Origin of the sequence: Litchfieldia alkalitelluris (genome assembly GCF_002153425.1) — a bacterium.
GTDB classification, from domain to species: domain Bacteria; phylum Bacillota; class Bacilli; order Bacillales; family Salisediminibacteriaceae; genus Evansella; species Evansella alkalicola.
Map to the genome: position 1 here is coordinate 2,160,167 of NZ_KZ119600.1, position 16,092 is coordinate 2,176,258.

The following is a 16,092-nucleotide window of genomic DNA, read 5'->3' on the forward strand; positions in this document are numbered from 1 at the left end:
CCACTCCAATATGATTAGAAAAGTAATTCTTGTTTTTTTATTGCTGCTCTAACTTGATCTAATATAATTTGATAATGGTGATCGTTATTAACAAAATCCAACTCATCACCATTAAATGAGAGAATTGGAATATCAGGATATACTCGCTGGTGGTCCTTAATAAACTGTTGATAATCCTCCGCAAGTTGTTTTAAATAATATGGTTGAATGGATTGCTCCATTTGTCTGCCCCTGAGTTCAATTCTGTCTAATAAAGTAGGGAGACTTGCATGTAAATAAATAATAATATTAGGCCGTGGTAAATCATTTGTTAATATCCGATAGATACGATCATATTTATGGAAATGATCTTCTTTTAATGTTTGCTTAGCAAATAAAAGGTTTTTAAAAATATGATAATCACTAACTATAGGCTTCCCCTTTGATAGGAATTTTTCATACGTATCTTCTAATTGTTTGTATCGATTACACAAAAAGAACATTTCCGTTTGAAAACTCCATTCTTGTATGTCTTCATAAAACTTAGTTAAAAATGGATTTTCATCTACGATTTCTTTAAGAATAGGATAGTTAAAATGTTCACCTAATCGGGTAGCAAGGGAAGTTTTACCCACACCAATGGGACCCTCTACGGCGATAAATGGGGCATCATATTGTTGACTCAAAACTCTCCCTCCTTTCTATGTATAACTCGTGATGTGTGTAGTTCATTTATTTATGTGTTTTAGAAGTATGCTATTGGATTGTAACGAATACCAAATGTAATATTAGATTTATATTTTCAAGGTAGTAGAAATTTGTAGACAGTAAAACTAATTTTATCATATTTTGTCGAGAAAGAAACGGGTTTTAAATGAAAAAGATTTGGGTAAATAAATTTTATAAGTGGATAATCAAATACTGAAGTGGAAAGAATTCTTAACAAGTACAAGCTATTATAGTATGATGGTAACGGAGCACGATTTATTAAAGGGGTGTTTACGTGAATAATAAAGTTAAAATAGTAACAGATTCCACTGTTGATCTTCCTAAAGAAGAGATGCAAGCATTAGGGGTTACAGTAGTTCCTCTCTCCGTAACTGTAAATGGTAAGTCATACCTTGATGGAGTTGATATTACTTCTTCTGAATATGTAGGTATGCTAGTTAATTCAGACGAGATTCCACAAAGTTCTCAGCCTTCAGTAGGATCATTTGTGGAAAAGTATGATGAGTTAGGTAAAGATGGTAGTTCAATTATTTCCATACATATGACAAGTGGAATGAGTGGGACATATGCATCCGCAAAAACTGCTGCTGATATGACAGATAGTAATGTGACAGTTGTTGATTCCACATTCATTTCATTGGCCCTTAGCTTTCAAGTGAAGGAAGCAGCTAAAATGGCGAATGAAGGAGCCTCTGTTGAGGAGATTCTCGCAAAGGTGGAAAAAATTAAAAAACATACATCATTATATATTATGGTAGACACATTAGAATATTTGGTTAAGGGTGGAAGAATCGGTAGAGGACGTGCTCTTGTTGGCTCATTGTTAAAGATAAAGCCAATAGCTTCTTTAGATGACGGTGTCTATACCCCTGTAACAAAAGTACGCACATACGTTCAAATGATTAATTTCTTTAAAAAGAAGCTAGAAGAAGAAGCGTCAGGAAAAATTATTAAGGGTATTGGTATCGCGCAAGTGGAAGCTAAAGGCCTTGCTAATCAAGTAAGGGACGCTTTAAAAGAAGTAAAAGATTTCAATGAATTCACTATAGTAGATACAACTCCTATTATTAGTACTCACACAGGACCAGGTGCATTAGCGTTAATGTATTATACAGACCAAGAATGATTGATAAGGACCTCAGTATAACCAATACTGAGGTCCTTTTTAAATTTATAATAAAGGATAATGTTGTACTTAGCTCTGTTGATGTTTATGCTCGTTCCGACGGGGATAAAAGGCAGGGGTAAGACCCCACAGATGCAGGAGGCAGGTTGCCGACATTACACCGTTGCCCACAGGACGTGGGGGAGTTAAATATAAAAATTGTTGAAAGTGAACTTATTCGTTACAATAATAGAATAGGTAATAAGGAGGAATGGTCTGTGAAAGATGTTGGCTTAGTACTTGAAGGCGGTGGAATGAGAGGCGTTTATACAGGAGGCATACTAGAGTTTTTTCTAGAAAAGGGTCTTCATTTTCCCTATGTTATTGCTGTGTCTGCTGGTGCTTGTAATGCAGCTTCTTATATATCAAAACAAAATGGAAGAAACAAAGCAGTAACAGTTGATTATGCAGGCCACCCTAATTATTTATCTTTCAAGCGCTTTTTTACAAATGGAGAGCTTTTTAATATGGATTTTATTTTTGATGAAATACCAAATAAAAATAATGTATTTGACTACAAAACTTTCTTTGATTCAAATCAGACATTCTATATAGGAACAACGGATTGTAAAACTGGTGAAACAATCTACTATGAAAAGAATGAAGTTAATGATGAGATAAACAAAGTGTTAAGGGCTTCTTCTTCTTTACCAATGATTGCTCCAATTATCGAGTACGAAGGACGCTCACTTTTGGATGGTGGAATAAGTGACCCAATTCCAATTAATAAATCAATTAAAGATGGTAATGAAAAGCATGTTGTGATATTAACACAGTGTGAAGGTTACGTAAAAAAACCTTTAAAACGTGGGAAGTGGGTTTATCGGCGAAGATATGCCGAGTATGGTGGCCTTCTTGATATTATTGAAAAACGTTCAAACATTTATAATGCCCAAATTCAAAGGGTCCTTGAATTAGAAAAAGAAGGAAAGGCACTAGTCTTCCGTCCTGATAATCTCATGAAAGTAACTAGAATGGAAAAAAAAAGAGACCGACTAAATAACCTTTATCTACATGGATATAATCAGGCGAAAAGTAGATTTGATGAAATAAAAGATTTTTTAGAAGTGGAGATGGAGAAAAGTTCATTGACTAATGGATAACTGATTAGAACTACTTAAAAGTGTTTATTCCTTTTTCTATTGAACGTAGTGAGGTGTTTTTGTGAATCGTAGTAAAAGTTACCGTATATTAATCTTGTTATTGTTTTTCGCATTTATAAGTCTTGTGTCAAGATCTATTATCTATTTAGTATTCTCACTGGCAGTAGCGTTTCTCATCATACTATTACTAAGTAGAGACAAGAAAGTTCAGCATAGGAGACAGGAAGAGAATATTAGGACGGAATCAGAAGATAATGTAGGCGGTGAAAAAAAACATCAAAGCAACAAACATATTATCATTCCAATTATCATTGCTTTTATCGGGTTTTTAATTGTTTATTACGGATACTCTGGATATCACGATATGGAAAGTATATACCATAAGGTAGGATGGGTTACAGGAGATGAGTCAACGTCCCTTCTCTTATTCTCAATCGTATTAGGTGTTTTTTTGTTGATATATGGCCTGTATCAGTTCCTATATGTATGGCTAAAAAAATAGTATAAGGGCACAACCAAAAGCAATTGAGAATTTCAATTGTTTTTCTTAATGTAAAAAAAGTGGTATCATCTATTTAGAAAAACGAAATACATTTCGGAGAAGGTGTTAACAATTTCTATAGAAAAACGTAATTTGCAGATAATGTGTCTTGCAAATTTTTTTGTTGCTGCTAGTGCAACGATGGTACTTCCCTTTTTGTCTCTTTATATAGAAACGTTCGGTGACTTTTCTGATGCTTATGTACAACGTTGGGCTGGTTTCGTATTTGGAATTACATTTCTTGTGGCTTTTCTTGTTTCTCCATTTTGGGGTAGATTTGGAGATAAGTTTGGACGGAAAAAAATATTATTAATCACTGGCTATGGAATTGCCATTTCCATTTTTATGATGGGATTTGTAAATTCAGTCGGTGGTTTATTCCTCCTTAGGTTATTTATGGGTCTTGTTACAGGATTTATACCAGTTTCTATGGCACTCATTTCCTCTCAGACAAAAAAAGAAATTGCTGGACGTGTACTCGGTACATTGCAAATGGGTACAGTTAGTGGTGGGTTATTTGGACCATTAATAGGTGGTGCATTAGCTGACTCTGTTGGTTTTGCCTATACATTCATTATTACGGCTATCGTAATTAGCCTTGCAACAACTATCGTTCTATTCGGAATAAAAGAGAAAAGGATCAGTGATAACACTAAAGAAAATGTCGAAAAGAAAAGTATGCTTGAGGTGTTAAAGCTTATCTTACAAAACAGGGTATTAGTAATGGTAATTATTATATCTTTTATCATTCAAACAGCAAACTTCAGTGTCCAGCCTCAACTAGCGCTGTATGTAGATCAACTTCTCACTGTAGAAAACATCGCCTTTTTAGCAGGCGTCGCATTTTCTGTAACAGGTTTAGGAAATCTCACTGCAACAAGGGCATGGGGAATTTTAGGAGATCGAATCGGTCACGATAAGGTGCTTTTGATATGTCTAGTCTTTGCGGGCTTATTCTTTTTACCGCAAGCATTCGTTACAAATATTTGGCAATTAATTATCCTGAGGTTCTTATTTGGTATTCAAATAGGTGGGATTATCCCGTGTGTTACTGCGTACATCCGAAGGGCAGTTCCCTTATCTGTCCAGGGGGAAGTTTTAGGCTATAACCAGAGTTTTCGATTTTTAGGAAATGTTGTGGGGCCTGTTCTAGGGGGCCTCATATCAAGCTATTGGGCTATTTCGTCTGTATTTTATTTCTCCGCAGGCTTATTCTTTTTGGCCGCCCTTTGTTTATGGGTTATATTAAAAAGTAGAAAAAGGTCTTTAGTGAAGGAAGCTCATCTTTCTGAGTCATAGTATTTTAGGGACACGATATTCCATGCTAGAATAATAGATATACTTTCCTTAGTGAAGGGGTGTGGAGATGCTTTTAACTAAAAAGGATAAACAAATACTAATAAGAATATTGAAACGTGAAAAAAGACGCAAATTTGGCTTAAAGGAAAATAAAGATGACATCCAGCAATTATTAGATAAATTTGAGCAAAGCTATAGAAATGAGAAGGTAAATAAAGTGAAGTATACAAAATTATAATTGATTGTTTATCAAAGAGCGTCGTTGATTTTATGATGTAACATACATAAATTCAACGATGTTTTCTTACTTAAAAATAGACGGAGAAGGTACAATTGTTTTAAAATGAAACTATCGTAAAAAAATAATGGTTAGTGGAATTGGAGTGTTAGTATTGAAGTCATTATGGAATACAATATTAAAACATGATAAATGGACTGTAATTATTATTACAATTGTAGTTAATCTTCTCATTGTTGTGTTATCTTTTCTCCCTGGATATGAAGGGGAATTACCCACTGTAATTAAACAATTGCCGATGTTGAATGCAATATTAAACAGTTTTACATTTGTGTTTCTTTTATCTGCACTAATAGCAATTAAGAAGGGGAATGTTAATTTACACCAGCGATTTATTTATGGGGCTTTTACTACAACTTCCATCTTCTTAATTTCATACGTTACGTATCACTTCGCTGCAGAATCAACGACATTTGGTGGGGATGGTACCATTGCATTTATTTATTATTTTATTTTAATTACCCACATTATTTTAGCCGCTGTTATCGTCCCATTAGCTTTAATGGCCTTTTTCACAGGTTATAAACGAGAGAAAGAAAGACATCGCAAATGGGTGCGCTGGACGATGCCATTATGGCTATATGTAAGCCTTACTGGTGTTCTAGTATACTTATTAATCTCACCATACTATACGTAGCATGAAGGAGTACAAGAGACTGGTTTCCAAGTAGTTGGAGGCCAGTTTTTATTTATGTTCTTATCTCATATGGAACGTATAAATGGGTAACCTATCTCTTATAGAATGAAAAGGGAAGAAGGGTTGATATGAATTCACTGATACGTCTTACTATTGGGTTTAGCGTCGTTTTATTGGCCGTATTAGGAATGTGGTTCTTCTCAGATCATCAGAATGAAGGTAATCTAATAGCTGATGAATCAGAACGACAGACTGACTCTACATTCCGTGCGTCTATGGATGAACTCATGGCCGAAGATCTCTCTTATACCATTGAAATGTTTTTACATCATATCGAAGAAGATCTTAACACTTGGAAAAGCAATGATTATTCATCAGAGAAAGTAAAAGGAAAGATGGTAAAAGAAGTAGATGAACATCCACATATTAGAGGGTTTGTTTTCATTAACGAAGAGAATGATGAACTTACTATTGGTGACGTCTCTAGAGAAGCTTCTGATAAGTTAACGAGGCAAAAGCAAAATGGAACTCTATTGTCAGATCCATTTGTAGCACAGGGGACTAAACGTGTGCTAATGGGGTTAGTAGATAAGAATAAAAAGGGCGATTCAATGGCAAATACGTTTATTGCAGAAATTGATCTTTCTTTTATAGAGAATTTTGTAAAAGAAATAGGAACTGTATCTGATGCGAACGGCCAGTTTTTTATTGGAGATGGACATGATATCTCATTCTCACGAGTTGAAGCTGATCCTTCCTATGCGGTAGAACAGGTCGAAGATATTGGATGGAATATCTATGTAAATAGTGATGAAGAGGGTGTAGATGAAGAAGAACACTTCCGTGAAGGAGAAGTGATTGTAGAGCTAGCTCAAGATGTAAATGTTGATAATTGGGTTATGGAACAAAATGTTGATATCATCGATGAGTTTAATCATCACCTTATTGTAAGGAGTAATGATAGAACGACAGAGGATTTGGTCCAAACATTGTCTCGTAATTCTTCTGTCATAGATGTGGAACCAAATTATTTATTTTCAAAACAAGTTGTTCATAAACGTGTCACTGACGGTGGCGCTAGATCGAGAATTTCACCTTACCAAAGAACTCCTTCGCCAAATGATGAATTTTATGATCCTTATCAATGGAATTTCTCTCAAATCAAAGCGGATCAAGGTTGGAACATTAGTGTTGGCCAAGAAGCTGTTCCTATCGCCATTATAGATAGTGGAATTGACCCTGATCATCTGGATCTTTCAGAAAGGATAACGGACGGTTATAACACTTTTGAGGATAATCATGCTTATGACGATGATAATGGACATGGAACCCATGTTGCTGGGGTAGCTGGTGCTATAACCAATAACGTTGATGGTGTAGCTGGCGTTTCATGGGATAACCCTTTACTTGCTGTAAAAGTTTTAGATCATAATGCAGAGGGGAATTCTTTTGGTATTGCTAAGGGGATAGCATGGGCAGTTGATAATGGGGCAAAGGTTATCAATCTAAGTCTTGGCGACAGCCACCATTCAGATATAATGTATGAGGCTATTAAGTATGCTTATGAAAATGATGTTGTCATCATTGCCGCGTCTGGGAATGACAATGTGGATACACCAATGTATCCAGCAGCATATCCAGAAGTATTAGCTGTTGCAGCTGTAGATCCCCATATGGAACGAGCCTTCTTTTCTAATTATGGAGATCATATAGATGTTAGTGCTCCTGGAGAGCATATACCTAGCACTTATCCAGGAAATCAATACGTGATGATGAGTGGAACTTCTATGGCAGCGCCACATGTGGCAGGTATGGCTGGCTTAATTCGCTCTGTTGATCCGTCTTTAACAAATGAAGATGTGTACGACTTGATTCGATCTACTAGTGACGATCTAGGTTCTCCTGGGTATGATCCGTTTTATGGATATGGAAATATTAATATTAAAAGAGCGTTGGAAGAACTCGTCTCATAAAACAAATAAATGGGAGCTTCTCATTGAGTGAGAGCTCCCATTACTGTTTATTTATTTAAATGATTGTTTCTGTACCATTAACTATTTTGTTATATTTAATTCCTTCTGCTGATAAGTAAGAATGAGCTTGTCCAGTTCTTCTGAACATCGTAAGGTAATCTTTGATGATAGGCCGTATTCGTTTGCAATAAATAAAAGTTCTTTTCTTTTTAGCTCTATTTCGTTTTGAATAGACATAGGAACACTCCATCGCTGTAAAGATATTACTATTATCATATATTCTTCGTAATTGTGGAAGACATTCCCATAAATTAGTCATTATTTTTCAATAAAAAACAAATTTCGACTCTTAGTACTCAATCTCTTCTTCTTCCTTTGGTTGTGGCGGGCGGTCTTCCTGTAAGTAAACTTGATAATGTATTCTTCCCCTATGGTCTTGGTTTTTCTTGAAATTGTTTTCTTGTTTTCGCGATACTTTATATTTAGGCATTTACTATCCACTCCTTTTATTATTTCTTTTTAGTTTTTCATTATTTAGCTTGTTTATTAATGAAGTTCATTTAATTGAAATACTTATATGAATTTGTTTTAATGATATTTAGTAATATACTTTAAAAAAGATAGTGAGTTTACATTTAAATGAGGTGAAATTTATGGGGCAATTTAATAGAGAAGTAAAAGAGTCATGGTATGTTGAATATAAAGAAGAGTCTTTTCCATTTATTCAAAAAGGTTGGATTCTGCCAATTGGAAGATGGACTGATTTTGATCCCTTTATTTTAATGGCTGAAGATTGGTTTAAGAGAGGTGCATTCGCAGATCACCCCCATAGAGGTTTTCAAACCATCACCTATGTTGTAGATGGCAGGCTTGAACATGTGGATAATGGTGGTGGGCGTGATGTACTTGAGCCAGGTGATGTACAATATATGAATGCAGGTGCAGGCGCACGACATGCAGAACAGGCGGTTGAAAATGATATTGCCCATACGCTACAACTATGGTTGAACCTACCAAAGAATAAGAAAAATACGAAGACATCTTACCAAAACATTTATAAGGAAGATGCACCAGTAGTGAATTTTGATGGAGGGAAAGTAAGAGTTTTTTCTGGTGCTATAGATAATGTTATAGGTCCTTTGGAATCTGTTGTTCCTATTACTTTATCTGAAATCACACTTGAAGATGGAGGGACTTATACTTTAAAATTGCCTGAAACGCATAATGCATTTCTATATGTGCTTTCTGGAGATGTTGATTTAGGAATAAATGAGGTTAATATAAAAAACATGGGGTTGCAACTTTAACTTATGAAGAGAATGGAATGCCTGGGCGGCTAAGTGACTTTGTTTTGAGGAGTCATCATAGGAGATCTAAGATCCTAGTCTATTCCGGTACACCAATTAGGGAAGAGATTGTCCCGCACGGACCATTTGTAATGAACTCAATGGAAGAAATACGACAAGCATATAAAGACTACCATGAAGGGAAGTTTGGTCCACCTGCAAAATAAGTCCTTAAGCTTGAATTACAGGTACTTCTTACATTTAAATAAAGCCTGAACCTTTCATCTGTGAATGTATCACTGATTCTAGGTTCAGGCTTTATTGTATTCTTTCTAGAAGTATTAAATATTTATTGTGACATCAGCATTCTCGCGAAGTTCCCCTACAAGACGACGATAAGCATCGTTCTCATGCTGCATTCTTGCTTGTTGTTCAAGCTCTGGCTTCATTTCTTCAAATGTTGGAAGATCAATATCCTCTTCTCCACCTAACTCTAAGTATTGAGTTAACATCTGATCATATGTTTCTTCTAGTTCTTCATCGGTGGTTGTAAATTCACCAGCTTCAGAAGCAATTAGTTTATCAATTTTAACTTGTGTTTCAAGAATTGAGTTAAGTTCCTCTTCACTAGTCCCTTGTTCTTCCATTACTTCAAGGAACTCGTCCTTAGATTCAAATCCATACTGAGCGGCTAAATCCTCAAGTAAGCTATCCATATCGTTTTGTGTAATATCAAAATCGCGACTATTTGCTTCTTGAACAAGTAATTCTTGACCGACAAGGGCATCAATGACTTGAAGCTTAAAATCATCTTGGTCAAATTCCTGACCATACATCATTGCTTCCATTGATGCTTGCTGAAACTGGCCGACATAAACATTTTCGAATTCTTCTTTTGTTATTTCATCACCATTAACAACAGCTACAACATCTGGAATGCTATCTAGATCAGGCTGAGGCATATCGAATTGTCCTTCATCATCAAGATCAGGAGCTGCCTCCTCATCTATATCTCCAACAGGGTCTTCCTCCTGTGGGTCAATATTGTTTTCATCTGTGTCATCCGTTCCACCGCATGCAGCAATAAGTGAAATAAGTACGGCAAGGGATAAACTTAATAACCATTTTTTACTCAAATGTCATTCTCCTTTCAAACTTTAATAGTGGTATTGTAACATGTCCAAATAACCTTTTAAACCTTTCACCCTGTATAATCTTACTTTGTAACGTACTTATTTACACTAATACAGGCGCTAAGAAAGGATTTATCCTGGTCTAAAAGGGGATTTTGAATTATAGTGTAAAAAATATGTGAAAATCTATGAATTGTATATTTAAATATACTTTATATTTGAAGGAAGAAAGTTCTATGTAGATTATGCACCACCGTATAAGAGAAATATATTAGAATAGTAGATAAGCATAAAGCATTGTGATAGATGTATGAATACTTTTGAGGAGCATTCACTATCTTTTTATATAAAGGGGAGAAGACGATGAAGTTTTTCCACACAGCAGACTGGCATTTAGGGAAACTTGTACAAGGTATCTATATGACCGAAGACCAGAGATATATACTCAATGAATTTATAAGAGCAATTGAAGAGGAGAAGCCAGATGCAATCGTAATTGCTGGAGATTTATATGATCGAGGAGTTCCACCTACAGATGCAGTAGATTTATTGGATGCAGTATTGGAGGACATCACAATCAAATTAAAAACACCTGTATTAGCTATTGCGGGTAACCACGATAGTCCTAGCAGACTTGATTTCGCTAGTAAAATAATGAAAGCGAATGATTGCCATATTGTTGGTCACATTACTTCCAGTACAACCCCAGTTATCATAAATGATCAATATGGTGAGGTTCATTTCCACCTAGTGCCGTATGCTGATCCTAGTATGGTTAGAACCGCTTATCAGGATGATGATATTAAATCACATAACGATGCCATGAAAAAAATTGTGGGTAGTATTGAAGAAAAGATGACCAGAGATGCTCGACATGTTTTTGTAGGTCATGCTTTTGTGACGCCTAAGGGTGAAGAAAAGGAAAATACAAGTGACTCAGAACGTCCCCTAGCTATCGGTGGAGCGGAGCATGTAGATGCCACCTTGTTTTCTAAGTTTCATTACACAGCGTTAGGACACTTGCACCAGGCCCATTTTGTCGGGAATGAAACGATAAGATATGCAGGCTCACCCTTAAAATACTCGATTTCTGAGGAGCGCCACAAAAAAGGATTTAATATTGTAGAGATTGACTCTGATGGAACTACTACTGTTGAAAAACGATTATTAATACCGAAGCGAGAAATGCGAACCGTAGAGGCAAAGATGGAGGATCTCTTAAAGTACGACACAAGTGAAGACTATGTATTCGTTAGATTGTTAGATGAAACACCAGTTCTTTCTCCAATGGAAAAAATTCGATCTGTGTATCCGAACGCCATGCATGTGGAAAGAGATATTCAATTAAATTCACCTGGAGAAGACAACCAAGCAGGGGCTAGTGTAGCTCGAAATAAAAAGGATGATTTGTCTCTATTTAAAGCTTTTTATAAAGAAGTGAAAGGTACAGACGTTTCTAAGGAAACAGAATCTATTTTCATAGAAGTGCTTGAGGAACTAATGGCTGATGATAACGAACGAGGGAATTTTGCTTCTAATGAAGTTGCTGCTACAAAAGAACCAGAGGAAATGGGGTGACTAGAACATGAGACCTAGTAAAATAACTATAACTGCATTTGGACCATATAAAAACGCAGAAGTGATTGATTTCAACCAATTGAAGGGAAATAAATTATTTGTTGTGTCTGGGAATACTGGTGCAGGAAAGACAACGATTTTTGATGCAATCTGCTTTGCATTATATGGCTCTGCTAGTGGTGAGGATCGTGTAGATGCAAAGCTTATGAGAAGTGACTTCGCAGAAGATGATGTCCATACTGCGGTGGAACTAGAATTCGAGCTGCATAATCGAACGTATCGAATACTAAGGCAGCTTGCTCATGTGAAGAAAGGGAATAAAGGCCCGACAGGAGAGCGCTACGAGTTTTTTGAAATGGTCGAGGGCTCTGAAGTTCCATGTGTTGATCGTCAAATCGTTTCAGAAATCAATAAGAAGGTGGAGGAGTTAATTGGCTTAACTAAGGATCAGTTTAGTCAAATCGTGATGCTGCCGCAAGGAGAATTTAGGAAACTACTAACTTCACAGACTGAAAATAAAGAAGCGATACTTCGTAAAATCTTTAAAACTGAACAGTATAGATGGATTAGTGATCGTCTAAATGAAAAAAGAAAAAATAAATCTGATGAATATCAAAGGTCATCCCAAATGAGGGACCGTTATATAGATGACACTAGCGCTACCCTCCCACAAAGGAAGGGTTCTAAGCTCTTTGAGGTGTTAAATCAGGAGCACTATAATACAAATCAGATTATTGAGGGTCTGGAAGAAGAGACTACTTATTATGAAAATGAGTTACAAATAAATGAGAAGGAAGAAAAAGCGGCTAACATAGCATATAACAAAAAACTCGAAGCATTTCATAAAGCAGAAGTTGTTAATACTGAATTTAAGCGTATGGAAGAAAAAGAAAAGCAGCTTCAAGAGTTAATAGAAAAAATCCCAACTTATAAAATGAAAGAAGAAAAGTTGGATCTTGCAGAACGAGCTTCGAAATTAGAGATATATGAAATGAAAGTGAATGAGTGGCGTGAGGAAGAACGTGTGAAGAAGCAACTACTAGCTAATGTAGAACAATCTTACACACAAGCGTTGAAATCACTTGAACAGGCTCAAAAGTATTATTTAACAGAAGAAAATAGGAAAGAAGAGCGTGAACAAGTTGCTCGAAAGCTAGATCGTTACAATGATTTTTTACCAATTGTAAAGGAAATAGAAAAGAACAAGTCTGGGCTGGGACAAGCTAATGAAAATGTCACTAAATTAACTGAAGAGCTTGCAACCGTTCAAGAAAAATTAAAAGTAAAAAAGTCACTTAAGGAAAAGGTATCAATTCAAATTAAGGAAGTAGAAGCAGCGGTTGATCAATATACAGATAAACAGGAACAGCTCATTGATATGCGTGATAAAGCAAAGACTCTTCAGGATTACTTGAAGGTACACGGGAAGCAGTCGGATTTAGTTCAGGATTATAAAACAAAAAAACTCCATTATCGTAAGGTAAAAGAGAACTATGACAAAATAGAGGATGCCTGGTTTAGAGGCCAAGCAACTGTATTAGCAACCCACCTTCATGATGGAAAACCATGTCCAGTGTGTGGGAGTAGTGAACACCCGAATAAAGCAAGTAATCAAGGAGAAGTACCTACAAAAGAAACGTATGATCAGTGGAAAAAAAAGTTGGCTGATGCTAATTCAGCATACTTGAATGCTGAAGCCGTCATGAAAACCAATCAGGAGGTTTTAGACGCACGGGCTTCAGAAGCTTTAGAATCGGGATTGATGATTGATAACGCAGAAGACATTTTTCATCAACTCGTCGATCAAGGGAAGAAGCTTAAACTAGAAGTCGAAGCTATGAAGGGGAAGAGGGATACACTACTTCAACTTAGGGAAAATGTAGAGCAAATAGATAATGAGTTGAAGCAGCTCGATCTTCAGAGAGAAAAAATCGAAACTGCTTATCATACAGAAAAAACTTCATATGAAACGAAAAAGGCAGTTTACGAGGAACAGATTAGAAAGATTCCTGAAGAGATAAGAGTATTATCTATTTTGGAACAAAAAATAGTAGATTTAACCTCCTTGAAGAGGAAGATGGAAAAGACTTGGAGTGATGCGCAAGAGGCACTCCAACAAGCAAAAGAAATGGAAACGAAACGAAGTACAGAAGTAGAAAGTCTAAAGGGACAGTTAAAAGAGAGTTCTAAAAAGAAAAAGGGTGCTGAGGAGCAGTTTATCCTTGCACTATCACAATCTAAGTTTTCTTCTGAAGAGGTATATCGTCGGGTGAAACTATCTGAATCCAAACGAGATATCTTAAGAGGAGAGATTGAGCACTTTAACAATAGCTTTGCTACAGTTAGGCAACAAGTGTCAGATTATAGAGAATCTCTAAAGGGAAAAATGAAGGAAGACCTTGAATCCCTGCAATCAGAATTAGATGAACTGAAAGTTATTTTTGAAAAAGCGGGAGAGGTTTTGCGAAAATCTAAACAATATCACATGCAATCAGTTGATCTACGTAAGCGTATTTTAGATTCGGAGCAAGTGGTAGCAGAAATCGAGCGTCAACTTAATGTCATGACTGATTTATACAATGTCATTCGTGGTAACAATAATAGTAAAATATCATTTGAACGCTACCTACAAATAGAGTTTTTAGAGCACATTATTGTTGCTGCTAATGAAAGGTTAAGTCGATTATCTAATGGGCAGTTCCATCTAATCCGAAGTGAGCGTCAGGAGAGTCACGGAAAACAGAGTGGTTTAGGTTTAGATGTATTTGATGCCTACACTGGTCAGACGAGAGATGTTAAAACGTTATCTGGCGGTGAAAAATTTAATGCTTCCCTTTGTCTAGCTCTAGGAATGGCAGATATCATTCAAAGTTATCAAGGTGGGGTATCCATTGACACAATGTTTATCGATGAAGGCTTTGGTTCATTAGATGAGGAATCACTTAATAAATCGATCGATACTTTAATCGAGTTGCAAAAATCTGGTCGAATGATTGGGGTTATCTCTCATGTTCAAGACTTGAAGAATGCTCTTCCAGCAATATTAGAGGTGACAAAAACCAAAGAAGGATTCAGTAAAACAGAATTTGTAATAAAATAAACAACAGGAGTCTACAATGTAATATTTTTTTCTATGTTAAAGGAAATAGATGATATTTGAACACTCTTGAAATTATTTAAAGGAATTTAAAGCATTGAAAACAAGAACGCGTGTTTTTAATGCTTTTTCTTTTTTAATTTTAAATGTCTAACAGAGAGATACAAACAATGGTGGGTGACAAATATATAAGAAGAAATACTACTATTATAGTTTAAATGGAAGAGTACTTGAAACATTTTTCCAAAATTTAGTGGTTGTTATTGATGACTTATATTTGGTATATTATTAGTCCGAGCCACAAAGAGTTAACAATAATTTTGATTTATAAAAAATTGTTGACTATGTCAGCTTGGATATGATATATTATTTTTTGTCGCTAAAACGACAGGAAATTAACTTCAAAAAAAAGTTGTTGACTCCAGCGAGTTATATTGATATAATATAAAAGTTGCTGTAAACAACAGTTGCTACAAATTGACCTTTGAAAACTAAACAAAAAGCCAAACGAAGTGGGATAAGAAGTTATTTCATATTATATGAAGTAATGAAGAATATCCCGTCAATGAATTACAAAATTAGCCAGATGAAAATCTGCAGCTAGACATCAAACACTTTATTGGAGAGTTTGATCCTGGCTCAGGACGAACGCTGGCGGCGTGCCTAATACATGCAAGTCGAGCGGACTTCTTTAAAGCTTGCTTTAGAGAAGTTAGCGGCGGACGGGTGAGTAACACGTGGGCAACCTGCCTTACAGACTGGGATAACTTCGGGAAACCGAAGCTAATACCGGATGATCAAATGAACCGCATGGTTCAATTGTAAAAGTTGGGATTTATCCTAACACTGTGAGATGGGCCCGCGGCGCATTAGCTAGTTGGTGAGGTAACGGCTCACCAAGGCAACGATGCGTAGCCGACCTGAGAGGGTGATCGGCCACACTGGAACTGAGACACGGTCCAGACTCCTACGGGAGGCAGCAGTAGGGAATCATCCGCAATGGGCGAAAGCCTGACGGTGCAACGCCGCGTGAACGATGAAGGTCTTCGGATTGTAAAGTTCTGTTGTTAGGGAAGAACAAGTGCCATTCGAATAGGTTGGCACCTTGACGGTACCTAACCAGAAAGCCCCGGCTAACTACGTGCCAGCAGCCGCGGTAATACGTAGGGGGCAAGCGTTGTCCGGAATTATTGGGCGTAAAGCGCGCGCAGGCGGTCTCTTAAGTCTGATGTGAAAGCCCACGGCTCAACCGTGGAGGGTCATTGGAAACTGGG

At 36.4% G+C, this 16,092-nt stretch carries 15 protein-coding genes and 1 other annotated feature; of the genes, 11 read left to right on the forward strand and 4 right to left on the reverse strand.

Translation table 11 applies throughout. From position 1 onward, the window contains the following. Nucleotides 1-14: 14 nt before the first annotated feature. The gene (locus tag BW724_RS10370) at nucleotides 15-665 is read right to left on the reverse strand and encodes a deoxynucleoside kinase (RefSeq protein ID WP_088075154.1); all 651 of its coding nucleotides are present in this window, start codon (nucleotides 663-665) and stop codon (nucleotides 15-17) included. 317 nt (nucleotides 666-982) lie between these two features. Here BW724_RS10370 and BW724_RS10375 point away from each other — a divergent pair, with 317 nt between their 5' ends. From BW724_RS10375 to BW724_RS10400, 7 genes are all read left to right on the forward strand, one after another. Then, nucleotides 983-1,834 (forward strand): DegV family protein, encoded by an 852-nt coding sequence (locus BW724_RS10375; protein ID WP_088075155.1) that lies wholly within the window; start codon nucleotides 983-985, stop codon nucleotides 1,832-1,834. A 257-nt stretch (nucleotides 1,835-2,091) separates the two neighbouring features. Continuing rightward, complete coding sequence (locus BW724_RS10380; RefSeq protein ID WP_088077837.1) at nucleotides 2,092-2,976, forward strand: patatin-like phospholipase family protein; 885 nt, start codon at nucleotides 2,092-2,094, stop codon at nucleotides 2,974-2,976. Between the two features lie 61 nt (nucleotides 2,977-3,037). Next, nucleotides 3,038-3,478: a hypothetical protein gene (locus BW724_RS10385; RefSeq protein ID WP_088075156.1), complete on the forward strand. Its 441-nt coding sequence runs from the start codon at nucleotides 3,038-3,040 to the stop codon at nucleotides 3,476-3,478. A gap of 111 nt (nucleotides 3,479-3,589) precedes the next feature. Further along, nucleotides 3,590-4,816, forward strand: coding sequence for an MFS transporter (locus tag BW724_RS10390; protein WP_088077839.1), 1,227 nt, complete (start codon nucleotides 3,590-3,592; stop codon nucleotides 4,814-4,816). 67 nt (nucleotides 4,817-4,883) lie between these two features. Beyond that, complete coding sequence (locus BW724_RS23590; protein WP_176371372.1) at nucleotides 4,884-5,054, forward strand: hypothetical protein; 171 nt, start codon at nucleotides 4,884-4,886, stop codon at nucleotides 5,052-5,054. Between the two features lie 154 nt (nucleotides 5,055-5,208). Beyond that, a complete protein-coding gene (locus BW724_RS10395; protein WP_235848942.1) occupies nucleotides 5,209-5,751 on the forward strand; it encodes a DUF420 domain-containing protein in 543 nt (180 codons plus the stop codon). A gap of 128 nt (nucleotides 5,752-5,879) precedes the next feature. Next, nucleotides 5,880-7,724, forward strand: a complete 1,845-nt coding sequence (locus BW724_RS10400) for a S8 family peptidase (protein ID WP_088075158.1) — start codon at nucleotides 5,880-5,882, stop codon at nucleotides 7,722-7,724. Nucleotides 7,725-7,805: 81 nt separating this feature from the next. On the opposite strand, the gene BW724_RS10405 is transcribed toward BW724_RS10400, so the two are convergent. After that, a complete protein-coding gene (locus BW724_RS10405) occupies nucleotides 7,806-7,961 on the reverse strand; it encodes an aspartyl-phosphate phosphatase Spo0E family protein (RefSeq protein WP_088075159.1) in 156 nt (51 codons plus the stop codon). A 112-nt stretch (nucleotides 7,962-8,073) separates the two neighbouring features. Next, the gene (locus BW724_RS23595) at nucleotides 8,074-8,214 is read right to left on the reverse strand and encodes a hypothetical protein (RefSeq protein WP_176371373.1); all 141 of its coding nucleotides are present in this window, start codon (nucleotides 8,212-8,214) and stop codon (nucleotides 8,074-8,076) included. A gap of 163 nt (nucleotides 8,215-8,377) precedes the next feature. Here BW724_RS23595 and BW724_RS10410 point away from each other — a divergent pair, with 163 nt between their 5' ends. Further along, the gene (locus BW724_RS10410) at nucleotides 8,378-9,031 is read left to right on the forward strand and encodes a pirin family protein (RefSeq protein WP_328588709.1); all 654 of its coding nucleotides are present in this window, start codon (nucleotides 8,378-8,380) and stop codon (nucleotides 9,029-9,031) included. A 44-nt stretch (nucleotides 9,032-9,075) separates the two neighbouring features. Further along, the gene (locus BW724_RS24365) at nucleotides 9,076-9,237 is read left to right on the forward strand and encodes a pirin-like C-terminal cupin domain-containing protein (protein WP_328588710.1); all 162 of its coding nucleotides are present in this window, start codon (nucleotides 9,076-9,078) and stop codon (nucleotides 9,235-9,237) included. Nucleotides 9,238-9,351: 114 nt separating this feature from the next. On the opposite strand, the gene BW724_RS10415 is transcribed toward BW724_RS24365, so the two are convergent. Further along, nucleotides 9,352-10,146 carry a SurA N-terminal domain-containing protein gene (locus BW724_RS10415; protein WP_088075160.1) on the reverse strand — a complete coding sequence of 265 codons (795 nt, stop codon included), beginning with the start codon at nucleotides 10,144-10,146 and terminating at the stop codon, nucleotides 9,352-9,354. 360 nt (nucleotides 10,147-10,506) lie between these two features. Between BW724_RS10415 and BW724_RS10420 the strand changes: the two genes are divergently transcribed. Both BW724_RS10420 and BW724_RS10425 read left to right on the forward strand, forming a co-directional pair. Next, nucleotides 10,507-11,721, forward strand: a complete 1,215-nt coding sequence (locus BW724_RS10420) for an exonuclease SbcCD subunit D (RefSeq protein ID WP_088075161.1) — start codon at nucleotides 10,507-10,509, stop codon at nucleotides 11,719-11,721. 7 nt (nucleotides 11,722-11,728) lie between these two features. Further along, nucleotides 11,729-14,821 (forward strand): AAA family ATPase, encoded by a 3,093-nt coding sequence (locus BW724_RS10425; RefSeq protein WP_088075162.1) that lies wholly within the window; start codon nucleotides 11,729-11,731, stop codon nucleotides 14,819-14,821. 621 nt (nucleotides 14,822-15,442) lie between these two features. Continuing rightward, nucleotides 15,443-16,001 (forward strand) — a sequence feature (16S ribosomal RNA rRNA prediction is too short). Nucleotides 16,002-16,092 lie beyond the last annotated feature (91 nt).